A 16,882-nucleotide genomic window follows, 5' to 3' on the forward strand; every position below is an offset into this window, starting at 1 on the left:
CGACCGGTGCTTCTTCTTCAACTGATTGCTCTTCTACGACCGGTGCTTCTTCTTCAACTGATTGCTCTTCTACGACCGGTGCTTCTTCTTCAACTCGTTTATTTTCTTCTGTTTCTGCAATTAAAACATTCGCAAAGCTTTGAACATCGTTCTTTGTCTGTTCATCAGCCTCAGCTACATGTATGAATTCATTGTTTTGTTCAATTACTTCATCTTCTTGCTGAATTTCCTCAAGTGCTACAAATGTCTCTACTACAGGCGCTTTTGTTTCTGCGATCACTTCTACTTCTTCTAGCTCTTCTGTTTCCGCAATTACTTCCACTTCTTCTAGCTCTTCCGTTTCCGCAATTACTTCTACTTCTTCTAGCTCTTCTGTTTCCGCAATTACTTCCACTTCTTCTAGCTCTTCTGTTTCCGCAATTACTTCCACTTCTTCTAGCTCTTCCGTTTCCGCAATTACTTCTACTTCTTCTAGCTCTTCTGTTTCCGCAATTACTTCCACTTCTTCTAGCTCTTCCGTTTCCGCAATCACTTCTACTTCTTCTAGCTCTTCTGTTTCCGCAATTACTTCCACTTCTTCTGACTCTTCTGCTTCTGCGATTACTTCTACTTCTTCTGACTCTTCCGTTTCTGCAATTACTTCTACTTCTTCTAGCTCTTCTGTTTCTGTAATTACTTCCACTTCTTCTAGCTCTTCTGGTATTTCCACAATGATTGTTTCTTCAAGTTTTTCTTCTGCTTTGACAATCACTGATTCTTCTGGAGCTTGCTTTTCTACTTCAATAGTAGGTTGTTTTATTTCTGTATTACGTTTAATTTCTTCTGATAATATTGTATCCTCGTGCTCTACTTTAGAAGCTACTAATTCTTCTTGTAGATTGTTTTCGTTTAACACCACTACATCTTTTTCTAGCTTAGCACTTTCCATCTGCTCAGCTACTGTTTTATGAAGTAATTCATCCGCTGAAACTTCCTGCGGTGTACTCATTTCTTTAATCACTTCTTTTTCTTCTACTAAAGGCACTTGGCGTTCAATTTCATAACCGTTTTTCTCTAGCCATTGATCAACAACTGATTTTTCTTCTTTTTTGCTCTGTTGGCCTTTCTGTTCAACTACTTCACCTGGAGCAGAAGACGTTGCTTGTCCTTCTGAGAAATCAGATAATTTATATCCTTTTTTCTCTAACCATGCATCAACAACTGCTTTTCCCTCTACAGATATTTCAAGATCTTCTCTTTCTTTTACTTCCTCCTGCTTTTCAACCTTTTTCTCTACTGAAGGACGATTATATCCATAAATTGGCGAAATCATTTCTGTTGGACGAAATGGTCTACGGTTACTCTCTTGCGAAGGTGCAGATACCTTTTTAACGATAGACTCCCGCACCGGTTCATATTGCACTTCCGGCTCTTCATATGTAGAAACTACCTTTTCCACATACGGTCGTCTGCTTCTTTCCACCTTTATTCCTCTTTGGGCAGTCGGTTCTTCATATGCTACTCCTTGAACAGGTTGTTCTTCAAAGCGATTTACTTCGCTTTCATCCTCTTCATCGAACCCATTATCCGGTACTAAAGGAAAACGGCATTTACCTGCATTCCTACTTGCCATTTGTGCTTCTCTTGCTTCAGTGTAGTGGTTTACACGAGGAATTTTCGGCTGACTTTCAATTTGCTTTGGTACTTCTTTATTCATCGCTGTTTGTTCTTCCTCTTTGTTAAACAGCTTTTTCATCCAATCTAACATGCTTACCACTCTTTCTACTAAATAGTAACATCCTTTATTGTATCAGCATTCGGCAAAAAGTGCAGGTAAAATTAAGCATGTCATATTTATCCACAATATTCTAATTTACGAGTGTTTTCATATGGAAAAACGCAGCCTTTCATGTAAGACTGCGTTTAAGCTTTACTCTTCCGATATGCATCTACACTATCCGTTACACTTTGCAATAAAGAATTTACATACTGCGGGTCAGATAATTTTTTGTCTTCTTCATAGTTTGACATAAACCCAAGTTCTAATAGTACGCCAGGTACTTTGGACCAATTGAATCCAGAAAGGTCATCCCTAAATTTAATTCCATTTACTTTCACTTGCTGATTTTCTCTCATTTTATTTACTATCGTTTGAGAGATTTGAAGACTTTCCGCATAAATCTCTTTCGTATACGGACTTCCTTCTGCCGGCGTCAATACAGCAAATCCACTTTGGTTTGGATTTTCAGAACCATCTGCATGAAGACGTAAAAATAAATTAGCCTTATGATTATTTGCGAATGTCGCCCGTTCTTTATTACTTATATCAACGTCTTGTGACGTTCTTGTCATTAACACTTGTATCCCTTTTTCTTCAAGCTTTTCTTTTAATAAAAAAGCCATTTCTAATACAAGTACAGCCTCTCTCTTTTTCGTCACAACACCTGTTGTACCGTCTGTCACTTTATATTTTTGCGTTGTTGCCCCCGGTCCAATCGGCTCTAAATTTAAATTCGCTTTTTGTTGATGCCCTGGATCAATAACGACGAGAAACTTTCCTTGCTTTTCATTACTCTCTACTTTTTGTTCATTATTTTGCACTGGTTGCTCAATTGGCTGCACTGGCGTAGTTTCTTCTTTCTTTCCCTCGGCTGATACTTCCTCTTGCCTATGTTCTACTTGCGATACTTCGTTCTTTTCTTGTTCTTGCTGCTTTTCTACCGGTGCGTCTTCTTTGGTATCTTTGTTTTTCTCTTGTATAGAAGATGTAGTTTCTTTTTTCGGCTGCTCTTGTGAACAACCGGCCATATATATTCCAATGAATGCAATCATGCTCATTATTTTTATATACTTCATACTTCTCTCCCATCACTTTGCACCGGATTCAAAGTTTTTCTTATAATTGCCCTATAATCTCATCCATATTTCCAATATAAACTGGCTGCCATGTTTCTGTACCACGTTCTGCAGTATAAACTGGATAAGCGTCATCATCTATATTTACGAAAACTGGATCGCCCATATCCGTTTCATATCCAATTGCAATCCATCCTTCTTGCCACTTTCCGTTTTCTTCACTTATTAATGACTTTTTATGTTTATCATATCGGTAACCGATTTGTCCTTTTTCTAATTCACTTTCACTAAACACATATATTTCATAAGTACCTAGCTCAACATCTTGCTGTTTTGAAGCTTCAATTCGTTTTAGAAGTTCTGCGATTTTTGGTTGTTGTTTCATACGTCTATCCCCTTCTATTTTTCTAAATTTTAACTAGTTTGTTTATAAAATACAATATAGATTTTAAGACAAAAGGTGACACCTTTATCATATTTACGATTTTTTGAGTATATCTATCACAACTCTCAATATATTAACGATTCAACACGAAATTTCGACTTACCAACAAAAATGACAAAAAAGAGAGGCTGCCCAAAAGGACAACCTCTCTTTTCTTATATCAATTAAAATTTAAATTCTTGTCCAACTTCAAAACTATCTTCTAATACAAGAATACCTTTTTCTTGTGGAGCGTCTGGAAGCTCTAATTCACGTGCAGAGCAGATCATTCCAGAAGAAGGAACACCGCGAAGCTCAGCTGGCTTGATTAACATACCGCTTGGCATTACAGCACCGATTTTTGCAACGACAACTTTTTGTCCTGCATCAACGTTTGGTGCGCCACATACGATTTGTAATGTTTCTGTACCGATTTCTACTTTACAGATGTTTAACTTATCAGCATTTGGATGCTTTTCTTTTTCAGCTACATAACCTACAACAAATTTTGGAGAAAGATCTGCTTCTACTGTTTCTTCAAAGCCGTTCTTCGCTAAAATTTCGTTGATTTTCTCAACAAGCTCTTTCGTTAATGTAAGGTTACCTGTTTCTGTTACTTCTAAATAAGAAGATGCATTAAAGATGTTGAATCCTCCCGTTACGTTGCTTTCACGATCATAAACGCGAGCAACATCTCCTTTGCGATCAAAAGTACGGTTCTCTAAAGTAATATCTTGTAAGGCAACAATTAAAGTGTCACCAATTCCTTCAAGGTTGTAAAAAACGTTCACTTCGTTCATCCTTTCTCTTTTCCATCTGTCTTCTTCCGATTCTTCGCTAAAATAAAGATTGGTTCAAAGTCTCCATCTTCATATACGAATGAAAGTGATGTAATCGGAACATGCCCTTCGGCAAAAAATTTCATTGTCATTTGTGCAATAATATCATAACCGATTTCGTTAACGATATCAGCAATAATTAATACATCTTGGTGAGGAACAGCAACAACCATGTCACCAGAAATCTTTTCACGCATCGATTGTAGTAACGATTCGTTTAAAATACGCGTCGCGTCATATCCATCATTTGTGTTTAAAAAGTAGAATGTATTACCCGCTACTGTGTCTTGTTTAAATTCATAACCTAATGAACGAGCATTGAATAATGCCATTTCACGTACTTGCTGTTCTGTAAGTTCTAATTTTTGTAACAGACGCTCATCGATTAGTCGATACGTTTTATTCGAATCTAACGCATAGTAAATACGTGTTTCCGCCGTATGATCCGTCATAATAAACGGATTTCCTTCTTCTGCTTGTTTCGGGAAAGAAGTAGAGCGAATAACAGGTAAAATTTTCGCTCCGCTATTTTCTTCTTTATGCATCGCAATTAGCGCTTCTTGTACATAATAAGCAACCTCTTCAATTGCTTTTTCTTTATTCACTTCCCATTTTGCCACAACTCCTGGAAGCGATACGTTAATACCTTTTTTAGAGTCTTTCTGTTCAATACGTAGAACTTCTTTCTCGCTATCATACTGAAAGTCCCATTCTGGGCGAGATAATTTCTTCATTAACTCGTCTTTCATCTTTTTACTTGTCATCTTCATCTCTTTTTCCTCCCTTCCAAAAAAATAACCTCCCCCGCGAAGGTAGAGGTTGTTTTACAATTCAATTGGCAAATTGCCTTATTTTAAACCTTCAATAAACTCTTCGATTTGTTCTTGTGTTTTACGATCTTTGTTTACATAGCGACCAGTTTCTTCACCCTTATTGTACGCTACAAAGCTCGGAATGCCAAATACGTCTAATTTTACACATAGATCAATAAACTCATCACGATCTACATAGTAAAATGAGAAATCACTATATTTCTCTTCTACTTCTGGCATAAATGGGTCTACAAAACGGCAGTCTGGGCACCATTCTGCTGAGAACATAAAGACTACATTCTCTTCATTTTTTAATTGTTGGAATTGCTCCATGCTTTCTAATGACTTCATCTATATTTCCTCCTCTAACGAGTGCATGTTTTCATGTTATAATCTTTCTTTTATACTACCATACATCACGCATGGTGCAAGGTTTATGCTTGCTTTTCGTCATACTTATATTGCCCAACAAGTAACTTAACAACGTGTACAAATAATTCCGTGCGATCAACATAATCATCTGTAAAAATACCGATTGCACCTTCGTGACTACGAATATCTTTTCTATGTACAAACTCTTCCATCACTTCACTTAACTCCTTGCCCTCTTCAAGAGGTGCTAAAAAATCATCCGGTAACGTAATACGTGCCCCGCCGGCAACAAATATTTTACCATCACTTGTTGCTAGCGCGCCCCAATTACACATAAATAAACCGTACTCCGTTTTCATTACGCCGCCTTCTAGCCCAATACCAATTTGAGCTCCTCCTTCCTCTAGCGCTCGCTTCGCTCTATTAATCGCTCCTTGCATCGTCTCTTCATCTGAAAACGGCTGATTTGCTACTCCTGAAGGAACAGAAAGAGATGTAATTTCAGCATCTTTCCAAACCTTCTCCACAGCGCCAACCTTCGTTTTATTCTTCGATCCAACTACTACCTTCATTTCGTTCACCTCTATAAAAATTCATCATTCTATTCTAATATCCGCATCAGATACGAATTAAGTATCAACCACTACCACATATCACCAAGTCATCTATTCAGCCTAAAAAAGAAGGTTTTTTCTAGCAACATTACCGTCTTCGAAAACAAAAACAGCCTTCCTCTCACTTCCTACTTGGAGTCTTCATACATCATTCGAACACCAATTAAGCACTGACCGCTCCCAATCATCGCTGGGTCATCTATTCAACCTAAAAAAAGAAGGGTTTTTCTAACAACATTATCGTCTGCGAAAACAAAAACAGCCTTCCTCTCACTTCCTACTTGGGGTCTTCATACATCATTCGAACACCAATTAAGCACTGACCGCTCCCAATCATGGATGGGTCATCTCTTCAACCTAAAAAAAGAAGGGTTTTTCGCCCTTCTTCTCTACGCGTTATTCTTAATTGTCTCTAACGTCGTTTTATCTGTTGTTCTTACAAGCTTCGTAATTAATTCTTTCGCCGCTGCATAATCATCAACATGTAAAATTGAAGCATGTGTATGAATGTAGCGTGCACAAACACCAATTACTGCTGATGGGATACCAGAGTTACTTGTATGTACACGGCCAGCATCTGTACCACCTTGTGAAATAAAGTATTGGTACGGAATGTTGTTTGTTTCTGCTGTATCTAAAATGAATTCGCGCATTCCTCTATGTGTTACCATCGTGCGATCGTAAATACGAAGAAGGGCACCTTTTCCTAATTGACCGAACTGCGTTTTGTCACCAGATGCATCGTTTGCTGGACTTGCATCAAGCGCATAGAAAATGTCTGGTTGAATCATATTTGCAGCGGTTTGCGCTCCGCGAAGACCTACTTCTTCTTGTACAGTAGCACCAGAATATAATGTATTTGGTAATGTTTCATCTTTTAATTCTTTTAACAATTCGATTGCAAGACCACATCCGTAACGGTTGTCCCAAGCTTTCGCCATAATTTTCTTCTCATTTGCCATCGGTGTGAATGGGCAAATCGGCACGATTTGTTGTCCTGGTTTTACACCAATTTCAATCGCATCTTCATAACTATCTGCACCTATATCAATTAACATATTTTTTATATCCATCGGTTTTGCACGTTGCGCGTCACTTAATAAATGAGGAGGAATAGAACCAACAACCCCAATAACAGGACCATTCTTCGTCATAACTTGTACACGCTGCGCTAATAAAACTTGGCTCCACCAGCCGCCTAACGTTTGAAAACGAAGCATTCCGTTTTTCGTAATTTGCGTAACCATGAAACCTACTTCATCCATATGACCTGCTACAAGAACACGCGGGCCAGTTTCGTCCCCTTTTTTCAGACCAAATACGCTACCTAAACCGTCTTGTACAATTTCATCCGCATATTTGCTTAATTCTTGTTTCATAAAACGGCGTACATCATGTTCAAAACCTGATGCACCTTGTAATTCTGTTAACGTACGAAATAATTGCAATGTCTCTTTATTCACGAAGTCCCCTTCTTTCAAACCTTAGTAGAATACCTCTTTTATTGTAACGAAATTTTCGAAATGTTTCTAGTTTCTTCTTTTTTAGCTGTATTTGCTTTATAATTATTATTGGTACACTATTTTTATTTTATAGAATTGAGGTGAATATATGAGCTGGAAAGGTTTAGTAGCAGGTCTTGGCGTCGGGTTCGCAGCTGGTTATCTCGTTGCAAACAAAGTACAAGAACAATCCCATATTTCTTCAGAAAAAGCATTGAAAATGGTGAAACAAGCATTAAGTCATAAAGGTGAAATTACTGGCTCTTGGGTACATATGGTTCCAGAGACATTTGAAAAATATGATGTCGCATATGAAGTTTATCGCGGCGGTCTTACAACAATGTTAGATGATATACAAGAACGATTTGAATTTTTAGTTGATGCTAAAACAGGTACTGTTTTAGAGGTTATAGCAGCATAAAACGGAGGGTTCCCATTAGGTGAACCTCTTATTTTTTTGAAATTGCGGGTATTGATTAAAATTATATCAGCGTAACTCAAATTATATCGGCGATTTTTTAAATATATCGACTTACCAACAAAACCCGACAATAAAAAAGAAGCTGCTCCAATAAATATGATGGAACAACCTCCTATTTTTATGCTTCTATACTCGTTTTCCGTTCTATTTTTTCTACGATATGACCTTCCTCATTCCACTTCACAGCGCGATAATATGCGTCATGGTAAAACGTAAACCATGCCTCTTTTTCAGCACCATACTTCATCCATTTTTGTTTATTTTCAATCGAGGTCATCGGATAATCATCGTATGCCATTACCCATAATACATTTTGATGCGCGTGCGTCGGCAAGAGATCTGCTAAATGTAGCATCGTTTCCCCTTGACTCTCCAAAATGATGACTGCATGTCCATCACTATGCCCACCCGTATGTGCCATCTTGATTTCATCTGTAATTTCTATTTCTTGCTGAAATGTAACAACTTGATCTACAATCGGTTCCCAATTTTCCTTCCAATATGTATTACGGGATCTAATATTTGGGTTCCTCATTTCATTCCACTCTGTTTCACTTACGTAAACTTTCGCATTTGGAAACGCTGGTACAAGTTGATCCCCATCCCATTTTGTTAGGCCAGATGCATGATCAAAATGAAGGTGTGTCATTAAAACATATTGAATATCTTCAGGCTTTAATCCCTGTTTTTCTAACGATTCATAAACCGATGATTCTTCTGTTACACCTTGATTTCGTTTCATCTTCTCATCCAACTTACCGTTTCCTATTCCTGAATCAATGAGTATATTTCCATCTTTCGTTTGTAAAAGTAACGGATCTGTTCGTAAGTAAATATGATTTGTGTCATTATGTTTATATTTACGTGACCAAAGTACTTTCGGCACAACACCAAACATTGCCCCTCCATCTAAATGTGTATTTCCGCCTTTTAACCACGTTACTTTTATATCTCCAATTTGTAACTGTTCCATTACACATCCCCCTTTCAATTAATCTTAACATAAAATTCTGATTATTTTAGATGTAAAAAAACCTATGCATTACTGCATAGGCTCTGTACGATATTTTGCTTCAACTCGGTAAATACGATGACCTTTACTAGAGAATTTCTCTTCGTATTCAGTCATGATGTTACCTTCAAAGTCGCTGTTATGAAGATCTAAGCTTAAGTAAGTTAGTAACATACCATACTCAGCCATACTCATAAGAGAATATTCAAATAAACCTTGGTTATCTGTTTTGAAATGAATTTCTCCGCCTTCTACTAACACTTCTTCATAATTGCGTAAAAACGTTTTATACGTTAAGCGACGCTTCGTATGACGCTTCTTTGGCCATGGATCTGAGAAGTTTAAATAAACGCGATCAATCTCACCTTTTGCAAAGAAAACTGTTAAATCTTCAGCATCTTTATTAATTAACTTTAAGTTCGGCACTTCTTCTTCAATTAATTTATCAAGTGCATCTACAACAACACTTGTGAATTTTTCAATTCCAATATAATTAATATGTGGATTCGCTTTTGCCATATCATACATAAAGCGGCCACGACCTGTACCTACTTCAATATGAATTGGTTGTTCATTTCCAAATACTTCTTTCCAGTTACCAGCGCGCTCCTCTGGGTTTCCGATTACGATATGTGAATACTCGTTAATTCGATCCATTGCATATGGTTTATGTCTTAAACGCATAGATGTCTCCCTCTCTTTACAAAACTATTTTAAAGGAATAATTCCTTCTTTCTTTTTTTAATCAATCTACCAAACAAAAAACCAAGTACGTACGAGCACTCGGTCCGTTTCTTTCAAGTATAAGATGTACCATTTTGATAAAAACTACATACAGCATTAAACATTCCATGACGAAACAGCTTTTTCTCTTACATTTGAAGAGAAAAACAATCGAAAGGATGATCCGTTCATGCCAATTAATCAACAACATCAATTAGAAGTGCTGAAAGATATTTTAGTCAACCACCAAAGTGATTGCTGCGGGACAGTTTCAGAATGCGAGCAATTAGAGCGCCTCATTCAATCGTTACTCGCAAACGATAATATAAGTAGTGACGCTAAAACAATGCTAAACGATGTATATTCTTATAGTCAATCGGGTAAATCTTCCTCTAATTTGGACAACCATATTTCCAATAATCAAGAACAACTTACTCAGTGGATTGCTGGAATGGACAATTTTTCTTAAGTATTATTCTGAAGCAAGTAGTTGCTGTAAATATTGATGCCAATATTCAGCTTCTGCTTGCTGTTTTTTTGTTGTATGCCATTGAATAGACAAAATCGTTTGTGCTATCACATACCATCTCATGCGCCTAAGCAGCGATTCATCCATTTCAATATCATAAAAACCGAGCCACTCACTCCACTCCTGGCGCGGAATGTACCAATATAATAACATACCAAGGTCTAGAGCTGGGTCAGCAATTACAGCTCCATCCCAATCAATTAAAAACAACTCATCTTCATCCGACAATATCCAGTTGTTATGGTTTACATCACAATGGCATACAACGAATTCATTGTATTCAATAGCTTTTAATGAATCCATTAAATATTGAAGGCCTTGCTGAATTGTTTCATCATCCCTTATATCTCCTCTTAAAACCAGTTGCAGTTGTTGTAATAACTCTTGTGCGTGAAGCGGCTGCTTCCCAAGTCTTTGAATCATCTGTACAAGCGCTTTAGAGGAGTGAATTTTCTTCAAAAGTTTCGCAACACGTTCTAGTTTCATATCCTCTGGCTCTAACTTCTGTCCCGGAAGCCATTTTTGAGCAGAAATTACATCACCGTTCGTTACCCTTCTTGTCCAAAGTAATTTTGGAACAATTCCTTCTGCTGACAATACCGCTAAAAAGGGCGATGTATTCCGCTTTAAAAATAACTTCTGTTGTCCGTTTTGCGCAATATATGCATCGCCCGTTACTCCACCAGCCGGTACAAGACTCCACTCTTTTCCTAATAATTGTTCCAACCATTCCATATTCATTACCCGTTAACAAATCCTTATCTTTTATAGTTATGAAAAGAAAAACCGCAACATTTCTACACATGTTGTGGATTCATATATTTTACTGTAAATGAAAAGAAAAATTAGCCTCAGCCAAAAATTCTCTATTTTATTTTACAAAACCTGTCATAGAATGACAACTTATCAAAATCGTCACCTTTGTCAATTCTACATTTATTACATTCTCATCGTCAAGTAGCGATTTGTCACATTATCGTCAATATATACGTGCTAATTGGAGCGAGCCTAAGTTCCTTTCCTCTAAATGAAGAAATTGGCTCTATTTTCGCTTGCTTTTCGTCTACTATCACATGCCACGTTTCTTCTTTCGGAAGTTGCACAGTTTTAGCTTCTAAACCGCTATTAAATAAAACGACAATCTCTTTCCACGGCCCAAACGATTCTGCATGCTCTAGGTGATATGCAAGTACTTCTGTAGATGTTTGTAAAAAAGTCATATGTTTTTTTATAAGGTCTGCGTTTTGTAATCGGAATGCCCCATGCTCTTTACGAATCGCAATTAAACCTTTTATATAGTTAACGGTCTCTATTTCTTTCTCTTTTTGATCCCAATCTAATTGATTGATCTCATCATTTGCATTATAGCTATTTTCATTTCCTTTCTTCGTACGATAAAACTCTTGTCCTGCATGTAAGAAAGGAATACCTTGTGAAAGAATAACCATTGCGCTCGCTAGCAGGTGACGTTTTTTCAAAATCGCTTCTGATTCTTCATTACTGCGCACTAGTTTATCCCACATCGTCATATTATCATGACATTCTACATAGTTAATGCTTTGCGCCGGCTCTAGAAACAGCCCTGTTTCTTTCATACTTAAAAGACTTCCTGCTGCAATATACTGCAAATGATTACAGTCTACATGCCCACCAAATGCAAAACCACGCTTATTTATATGAAATGTACTCCCTTTTATCCCATCACGAAATTGATCATTAAACTGCGCCATATGCGGCATTTTCTTCGCATTATTTAACGTTGCTTTTTCCTCACGAGGAAGCGGTGTTTGTAAATCCCATCCTTCTCCTAATAACAAAGCATCTCGTTTTATGTTTCGCACTTCTTTTTCTATCATATTCATTGTATCAACATCTAAAATTCCCATTAAGTCGAATCGGAATCCATCGACATTGTATTCAGTAAGCCAATATAAAATAGACTCTACAATGAATTTCCTCATCATTTTCCGTTCAGATGCTATATCATTTCCGACTCCCGTCCCATTAGAAGGCATACCATCTTCACCATGACGAAAATAGTATCCTGGAACAAGCTTTTCAAATGATGATAGCTCTCTTTCATAAACATGATTATATACAACATCTATAATTACCCTAATGCCATGCTCATGAAATGTCTCGATCAACTGTTTACACTCTACTATCCTGTTATACGGATCAGAGGGATTTGTAGCATAAAATCCTGTTGGTGCATTGTAATATAATGGATTATACCCCCAATTATAGGAAGATGAAGGATTCGCCTCATCTACACCACCGAAACAATATAACGGTAATAGTTCAACATGTGTAACACCTAAATCTTTTATATGAGACAACCCTGTTAAAGTCCCGTTCCGTCCTGTTGTTCCCTCTTCCATCAATCCTTTATATGTTCCCTTTTGAATCACTCCACTATTTTGATGTATAGTCGCATCACGAATATGCAGTTCATACAATATGGCATCTGTCATTGATTGTAATGGTGGTAATCCTTCTCTTCTTGTTACATTCGTTTTTTCTAAATCGATAACAACACCGTGTTTTCCGTTTACCGTCACCGACTTTGCATAAGGATCTACAGCTTCGTTCCATATTAAATTAATACAAACAAGAAATGTATAGCGTGCTCCGTCTAAATCACCTTGTAATGTTTGAATCCAAACTCCGTTTTCTCCCCTGTACATTTCATGATCGGCATATTCTTTATCGCTCTTATAAATTCTTACTTTCGCAAGCCTTGCAGTTGGGGCCCATACTTTAAATGTCGTTTCTTCTTTTTGATACACAGCACCTAAATCTGTACCTTCGTAATAATACTTTTCATCGAAAATTGTTGTTCGAATAACAGCACCTATTTGTAAATCCGTTTCTTCATTCCGTTCATCTCGTACTGTATAATACTTTCCCACATCTAGCGGCTCTTCTATAAAGCACTCATACTTCGTTGCATCTGGAAGCGCAATCGTATGAGCAATCGGTAAATCTTTCACATTACTTCCTTCTTGCAAACGAAATGTCCGACTTGTTCCATACGCATGTGGGAGCAAAATTGTAATTTTATTCATTTCATCTAAATAGGCATCAAATGGACGTTTTACTTTCAACATAAAAAAATCACCATCATTCTCAAAGTTAAAATAAAGTGAAACTTTAATGAGCGAGATAAAATGAGCTGCAAATGATAAGGCTTTTCTTATCAACAAGACTCTATACAGTAACTCCATTCTTCTCTATAGTATATTCACCTGCATAAAAAACGTTTTCACCATTCTATTTTTGTAATTTTATTTCAGCAATCGATTTATACTTCGGGGTTTCTTTCACGTGGGATTCGTATAAAGTAATTGTATCTGCTTGAAATGATATTTCAGGGACTTCTTTTATACTTTCTAAATGAAACTTTTCTTCTCCTATCCATTTACGAGCAACAGTAATATGCGGATGATATGGGCGTGTTTCTAGAGAAAATCCATTTTCTTCACAAATGGCATGTACTTGCTTTTGCAACTGAAACAAATCGTGATTCTCACTTACCTTCGCCCAAAAAATACGGGGCTGATCTTCTCTACCAAACGTTGAAAAACCTTGTAACGTGAACGATAGTTCTTTTGTTTTTGTAAGTGTTTGTAATCCATTCTTTATCCCTTTTAACTGTTCTTCTGTCGCACCTCCTAAAAAGGAAAGGGTAATATGATAATCTTCCTTATGTACCCACGAGCGAAATGGTAATTCCTCATTCGTATCCTCTTTATAGTTAGACAGCACTTCTTTTATATGATTTGGTAAAGTAATTGCGACAAAATAATGCCTATCCATGTACACCGTCTCCTTCTTTCTATTGTTTCTTTTCTTTCTTATCTCATTCAATTAAAAAGAAGCCGCCCTCTAAAGTAGAGAGCGGTCATTATTCATATATCGGCGATTAAAGTTTCACTTTACTTCGCTAGTTCATGAATTGCTTGCGCATAAATTGCTGTTGCTTTTAATAAGTCTTCAATTTCAATGTACTCATCTTTTTGATGCGCAAGTTCTTCTTTTCCAGGGAATAGCGGTCCAAATGCCACACCAGCTTTTAATGAGCGAGCATAAGTACCTCCCCCGATTGCTAATAATTCAGCTTTTTCACCTGTTTGTTCCTCATATACACGTTGCAACGTACGAATTAACTCGTGATCTTTATCAACGTGATGCGGACGAGAGTTAGAATAGTCTACTACTGCAAATCCATACGTACCTACATATTCTTTTAACTTTGCAATCATTTCTTCAAAGTTAGTCGTAACTGGGTAACGTACGTTTAATCCTAAATTACCACCATTCTCTTTCGTATAAGAAAGGCGACCAACATTCACTGTTAATGGACCGCTAATTTCATCTTTATAAGCAATAGTAGCTTTTTCACCAAAAATATCACCAGTAAATGTTTCTGTTGCAAATGTCGCAAATGCATTTGCTTTTCCATCAAGTGAAACTGTAGTTAAGAAGTTTGCTAATAATAAACCTGCATTTTCTCCTTTTTCAGGAGTAGATCCGTGCGCTGAAATTCCTTCTATTTGCAACGTCACTGTATTGCCTTCTATAGTCGATTTCCCTATTTTTTTAGCAGTGTGTAAATACTCTTCATATGCTACTGTAAGTGCATTTACATCTTCTCCTGTAATAACCGCTTCTGCAAAATCAGGAACCATATTTAAACGACGCCCTGAATCAAATGAAACAAGTTCATATGTACCTTTTTTCTCTTCACTACCATTTTGCACAACTTGTATATCAGAAATTCCTTTTTCTGCATTAATAATTGGAAAGTCTGCATCTGGTGCAAAACCGATTGTTGGCATTTCTTCGTTTTTAAAGTAGTGATCTACACATTTCCAATTGCTTTCCTCATCTGTTCCTATAATCATACGAACACGTTTTGAAAGAGGTAAGCCTAATTCTTTCACAATTTTCATTGCATAATATGCTGCCATCGTTGGGCCTTTATCGTCAATTGCACCACGTGCAAAAATCTTTCCGTCGCGAATATCCGCACTATACGCAGGAGTCGTCCAGCCATCTCCTTCTGGTACAACATCAACGTGACAAAGAATACCTACTAACTCTTCTCCTTGTCCCATTTCAAGATGACCTGCATATCCTTCTAAATTTTTAGAAGCAAAACCTTCAGCTTCTCCTTTATGTAACATGAAAGATAGCGCTTTTTCTACACCTTCACCGAATGGTGCGCCTTCTTTCGCCGATTCTTCTTCCCATACACTTTTAATTTGTAAAAATTGTTGTGTATCACGAATTAAATCATCTTTTCGTTTTGCAACTTCTTCAGTCCAATTAATCGCTGACATCACGCATCCATCCTTCACTATATTATCTCTTTCATCATAGCAAACCGAAATCCCTCATGCCATACACGAAAACTAAATACCGAACAATTGTAATATTTCAGACATTTCTTATTAGTTTTTCTTTTATTTTTTCAAAAAAATTTGCAGGAATTTGGCGTTTTACGTAGAATTTTATGTGTTAGTTGACTGACCATATATACAATGTCAACTACCAATATTTTTCTATATAAATATTTGTTAAACTTTTGTAAAATTTAAGTAGATTAAAGCATGAATTTTATCATGTAGAGTACAATGGTAGTAACGACCTTCTTTCCTGAATGGGGTCAAAAAAACTAGTAGAGGAGTGGTTTTCTCTTGAAACCTACAACTACTCGTATGCTAACACGCATTAAATCAATTTATATGTACATCAATGAAAACGGAACGGTAACGACGAAAGACCTTGTAGATGAGTTCGGGATCACACCGCGAACGATACAACGTGATCTAAATGTGTTGCAGTTTAATGAACTCGTGTATAGCCCTTGCCGCGGTAAGTGGACAACAACAGGAAAGAAAGTGAGAATGACCTCATAACGAAAAATAATTGTATGTAAATAAATACATACCCCTTTCTAACTATTAGAAAGGGGTTTTTTCTGCACCTATAAAGGTACTACTTTTCAGTATCTACTTGATATGTTCTTAACATTTCTACTTCTTCATCTGTTAGCTCTCGGTATTGTCCAAGTTCTAGTTCTTCATCTAATACTAACGGACCCATCTCCGTTCTTTTTAGGTAGACTACTTTTTTCCCTACCGCTTCAAACATACGCTTCACTTGATGGAATTTCCCTTCCGTAATCACAAGCTCAATTTCAGAAATATCATCGCTTTTCAATATTGTAAGCGTACCTGGCTTTGTTTCATAGCCATCGTCTAAAATAACACCTTTAGCAAACTCTTTTACATCCTCTTCTGTTACTACTCCTGCAACGTGTGCATAATATTTTTTCGGCACATGCTTTTTCGGAGATAATAATTGATGTGATAACTTCCCATCATTTGTTATCAATAAGAAACCTTCCGTATCGATATCAAGTCGTCCAACTGGGAACGGATCAAAGATTGCATCTTCTAATTCTAATAAATCTATTACTGTTTCATGATTATCATCTTCCGTCGCTGAAATAACACCTTGTGGTTTATGCATCATTAAGTAAACAAACTCTTTGTATTCCACAACTTCACCGTGAATCATAACTTCTTGCTCTTCTACATTTACATGAACTTTCGCATCTTTTACTGGCGTTCCATCAATTTTCACAACGCCATCTTTCAATAATTTCTTTACTTCTTTTCTACTTCCATATCCCATATTCGCTAATAATTTATCTAATCTCACGTTTTTC

General features: G+C 36.9%; 17 protein-coding genes and 1 pseudogene. 3 read left to right on the forward strand and 15 right to left on the reverse strand.

Annotated elements, in window-relative coordinates; all coding sequences use genetic code 11:
* From ATL10_RS25805 to ATL10_RS25840, 8 genes and pseudogenes are all read right to left on the reverse strand, one after another.
* Positions 1-1,747, reverse strand: a pseudogene (locus tag ATL10_RS25805) (DNA translocase FtsK); the annotation flags it as partial.
* A gap of 155 nt (positions 1,748-1,902) precedes the next feature.
* Positions 1,903-2,835: an N-acetylmuramoyl-L-alanine amidase gene (locus ATL10_RS25810; RefSeq protein ID WP_142670011.1), complete on the reverse strand. Its 933-nt coding sequence runs from the start codon at positions 2,833-2,835 to the stop codon at positions 1,903-1,905.
* A gap of 40 nt (positions 2,836-2,875) precedes the next feature.
* Positions 2,876-3,220, reverse strand: a complete 345-nt coding sequence (locus tag ATL10_RS25815) for a thiamine transporter (protein ID WP_110497807.1) — start codon at positions 3,218-3,220, stop codon at positions 2,876-2,878.
* Positions 3,221-3,444: 224 nt separating this feature from the next.
* Positions 3,445-4,059, reverse strand: a complete 615-nt coding sequence (gene ytpR / locus ATL10_RS25820) for a YtpR family tRNA-binding protein (protein WP_001006777.1) — start codon at positions 4,057-4,059, stop codon at positions 3,445-3,447.
* Positions 4,056-4,868, reverse strand: a complete 813-nt coding sequence (locus ATL10_RS25825; protein ID WP_000784605.1) for a DUF1444 domain-containing protein — start codon at positions 4,866-4,868, stop codon at positions 4,056-4,058. Before ATL10_RS25825 ends, ytpR begins: the two co-directional genes overlap by 4 nt.
* A gap of 78 nt (positions 4,869-4,946) precedes the next feature.
* Entirely contained in the window at positions 4,947-5,261 is a 315-nt protein-coding gene (locus ATL10_RS25830) for a thioredoxin family protein (RefSeq protein WP_000838193.1), read from the reverse strand.
* Positions 5,262-5,344: 83 nt separating this feature from the next.
* On the reverse strand, positions 5,345-5,854 hold the full coding sequence (locus tag ATL10_RS25835) for a DUF84 family protein (RefSeq protein ID WP_000869932.1): 510 nt from the start codon (positions 5,852-5,854) through the stop codon (positions 5,345-5,347).
* Between the two features lie 431 nt (positions 5,855-6,285).
* Positions 6,286-7,359: a M42 family metallopeptidase gene (locus ATL10_RS25840; protein ID WP_001031517.1), complete on the reverse strand. Its 1,074-nt coding sequence runs from the start codon at positions 7,357-7,359 to the stop codon at positions 6,286-6,288.
* A gap of 148 nt (positions 7,360-7,507) precedes the next feature.
* On the opposite strand from ATL10_RS25840, the gene ATL10_RS25845 reads away from it, so the two are divergent.
* Entirely contained in the window at positions 7,508-7,819 is a 312-nt protein-coding gene (locus ATL10_RS25845; protein WP_000118541.1) for a PepSY domain-containing protein, read from the forward strand.
* A gap of 178 nt (positions 7,820-7,997) precedes the next feature.
* Here the strand turns inward: ATL10_RS25845 and ATL10_RS25850 are convergent, their stop codons facing one another.
* Positions 7,998-8,852 carry a YtnP family quorum-quenching lactonase gene (locus ATL10_RS25850; protein ID WP_098284218.1) on the reverse strand — a complete coding sequence of 285 codons (855 nt, stop codon included), beginning with the start codon at positions 8,850-8,852 and terminating at the stop codon, positions 7,998-8,000.
* 69 nt (positions 8,853-8,921) lie between these two features.
* Positions 8,922-9,575 carry a tRNA (guanosine(46)-N7)-methyltransferase TrmB gene (gene trmB, locus ATL10_RS25855; RefSeq protein ID WP_001239383.1) on the reverse strand — a complete coding sequence of 218 codons (654 nt, stop codon included), beginning with the start codon at positions 9,573-9,575 and terminating at the stop codon, positions 8,922-8,924.
* A gap of 229 nt (positions 9,576-9,804) precedes the next feature.
* Here trmB and ATL10_RS25860 point away from each other — a divergent pair, with 229 nt between their 5' ends.
* Positions 9,805-10,083, forward strand: a complete 279-nt coding sequence (locus ATL10_RS25860) for a YtzH-like family protein (RefSeq protein ID WP_001122235.1) — start codon at positions 9,805-9,807, stop codon at positions 10,081-10,083.
* A gap of 3 nt (positions 10,084-10,086) precedes the next feature.
* On the opposite strand, the gene ATL10_RS25865 is transcribed toward ATL10_RS25860, so the two are convergent.
* From ATL10_RS25865 to pepV, 4 genes are all read right to left on the reverse strand, one after another.
* Complete coding sequence (locus tag ATL10_RS25865; protein WP_002094168.1) at positions 10,087-10,884, reverse strand: phosphotransferase family protein; 798 nt, start codon at positions 10,882-10,884, stop codon at positions 10,087-10,089.
* 227 nt (positions 10,885-11,111) lie between these two features.
* The gene (gene pulA / locus ATL10_RS25870) at positions 11,112-13,253 is read right to left on the reverse strand and encodes a type I pullulanase (protein ID WP_110497809.1); all 2,142 of its coding nucleotides are present in this window, start codon (positions 13,251-13,253) and stop codon (positions 11,112-11,114) included.
* A gap of 163 nt (positions 13,254-13,416) precedes the next feature.
* Positions 13,417-13,962 (reverse strand): RNA 2',3'-cyclic phosphodiesterase, encoded by a 546-nt coding sequence (gene thpR, locus ATL10_RS25875; protein WP_000373841.1) that lies wholly within the window; start codon positions 13,960-13,962, stop codon positions 13,417-13,419.
* Between the two features lie 119 nt (positions 13,963-14,081).
* Positions 14,082-15,488 (reverse strand): dipeptidase PepV, encoded by a 1,407-nt coding sequence (gene pepV, locus ATL10_RS25880; RefSeq protein WP_090976866.1) that lies wholly within the window; start codon positions 15,486-15,488, stop codon positions 14,082-14,084.
* Positions 15,489-15,845: 357 nt separating this feature from the next.
* Here pepV and ATL10_RS25885 point away from each other — a divergent pair, with 357 nt between their 5' ends.
* Positions 15,846-16,067 (forward strand): DeoR family transcriptional regulator, encoded by a 222-nt coding sequence (locus ATL10_RS25885; protein ID WP_000805512.1) that lies wholly within the window; start codon positions 15,846-15,848, stop codon positions 16,065-16,067.
* 79 nt (positions 16,068-16,146) lie between these two features.
* On the opposite strand, the gene ATL10_RS25890 is transcribed toward ATL10_RS25885, so the two are convergent.
* The gene (locus tag ATL10_RS25890; RefSeq protein WP_090976864.1) at positions 16,147-16,875 is read right to left on the reverse strand and encodes a pseudouridine synthase; all 729 of its coding nucleotides are present in this window, start codon (positions 16,873-16,875) and stop codon (positions 16,147-16,149) included.
* Between the last annotated feature and the right edge of the window lie 7 nt (positions 16,876-16,882).

The organism is Bacillus sp. 196mf (assembly GCF_003217275.1).
Classification (GTDB): Bacteria; Bacillota; Bacilli; order Bacillales; family Bacillaceae_G; genus Bacillus_A; species Bacillus_A thuringiensis_S.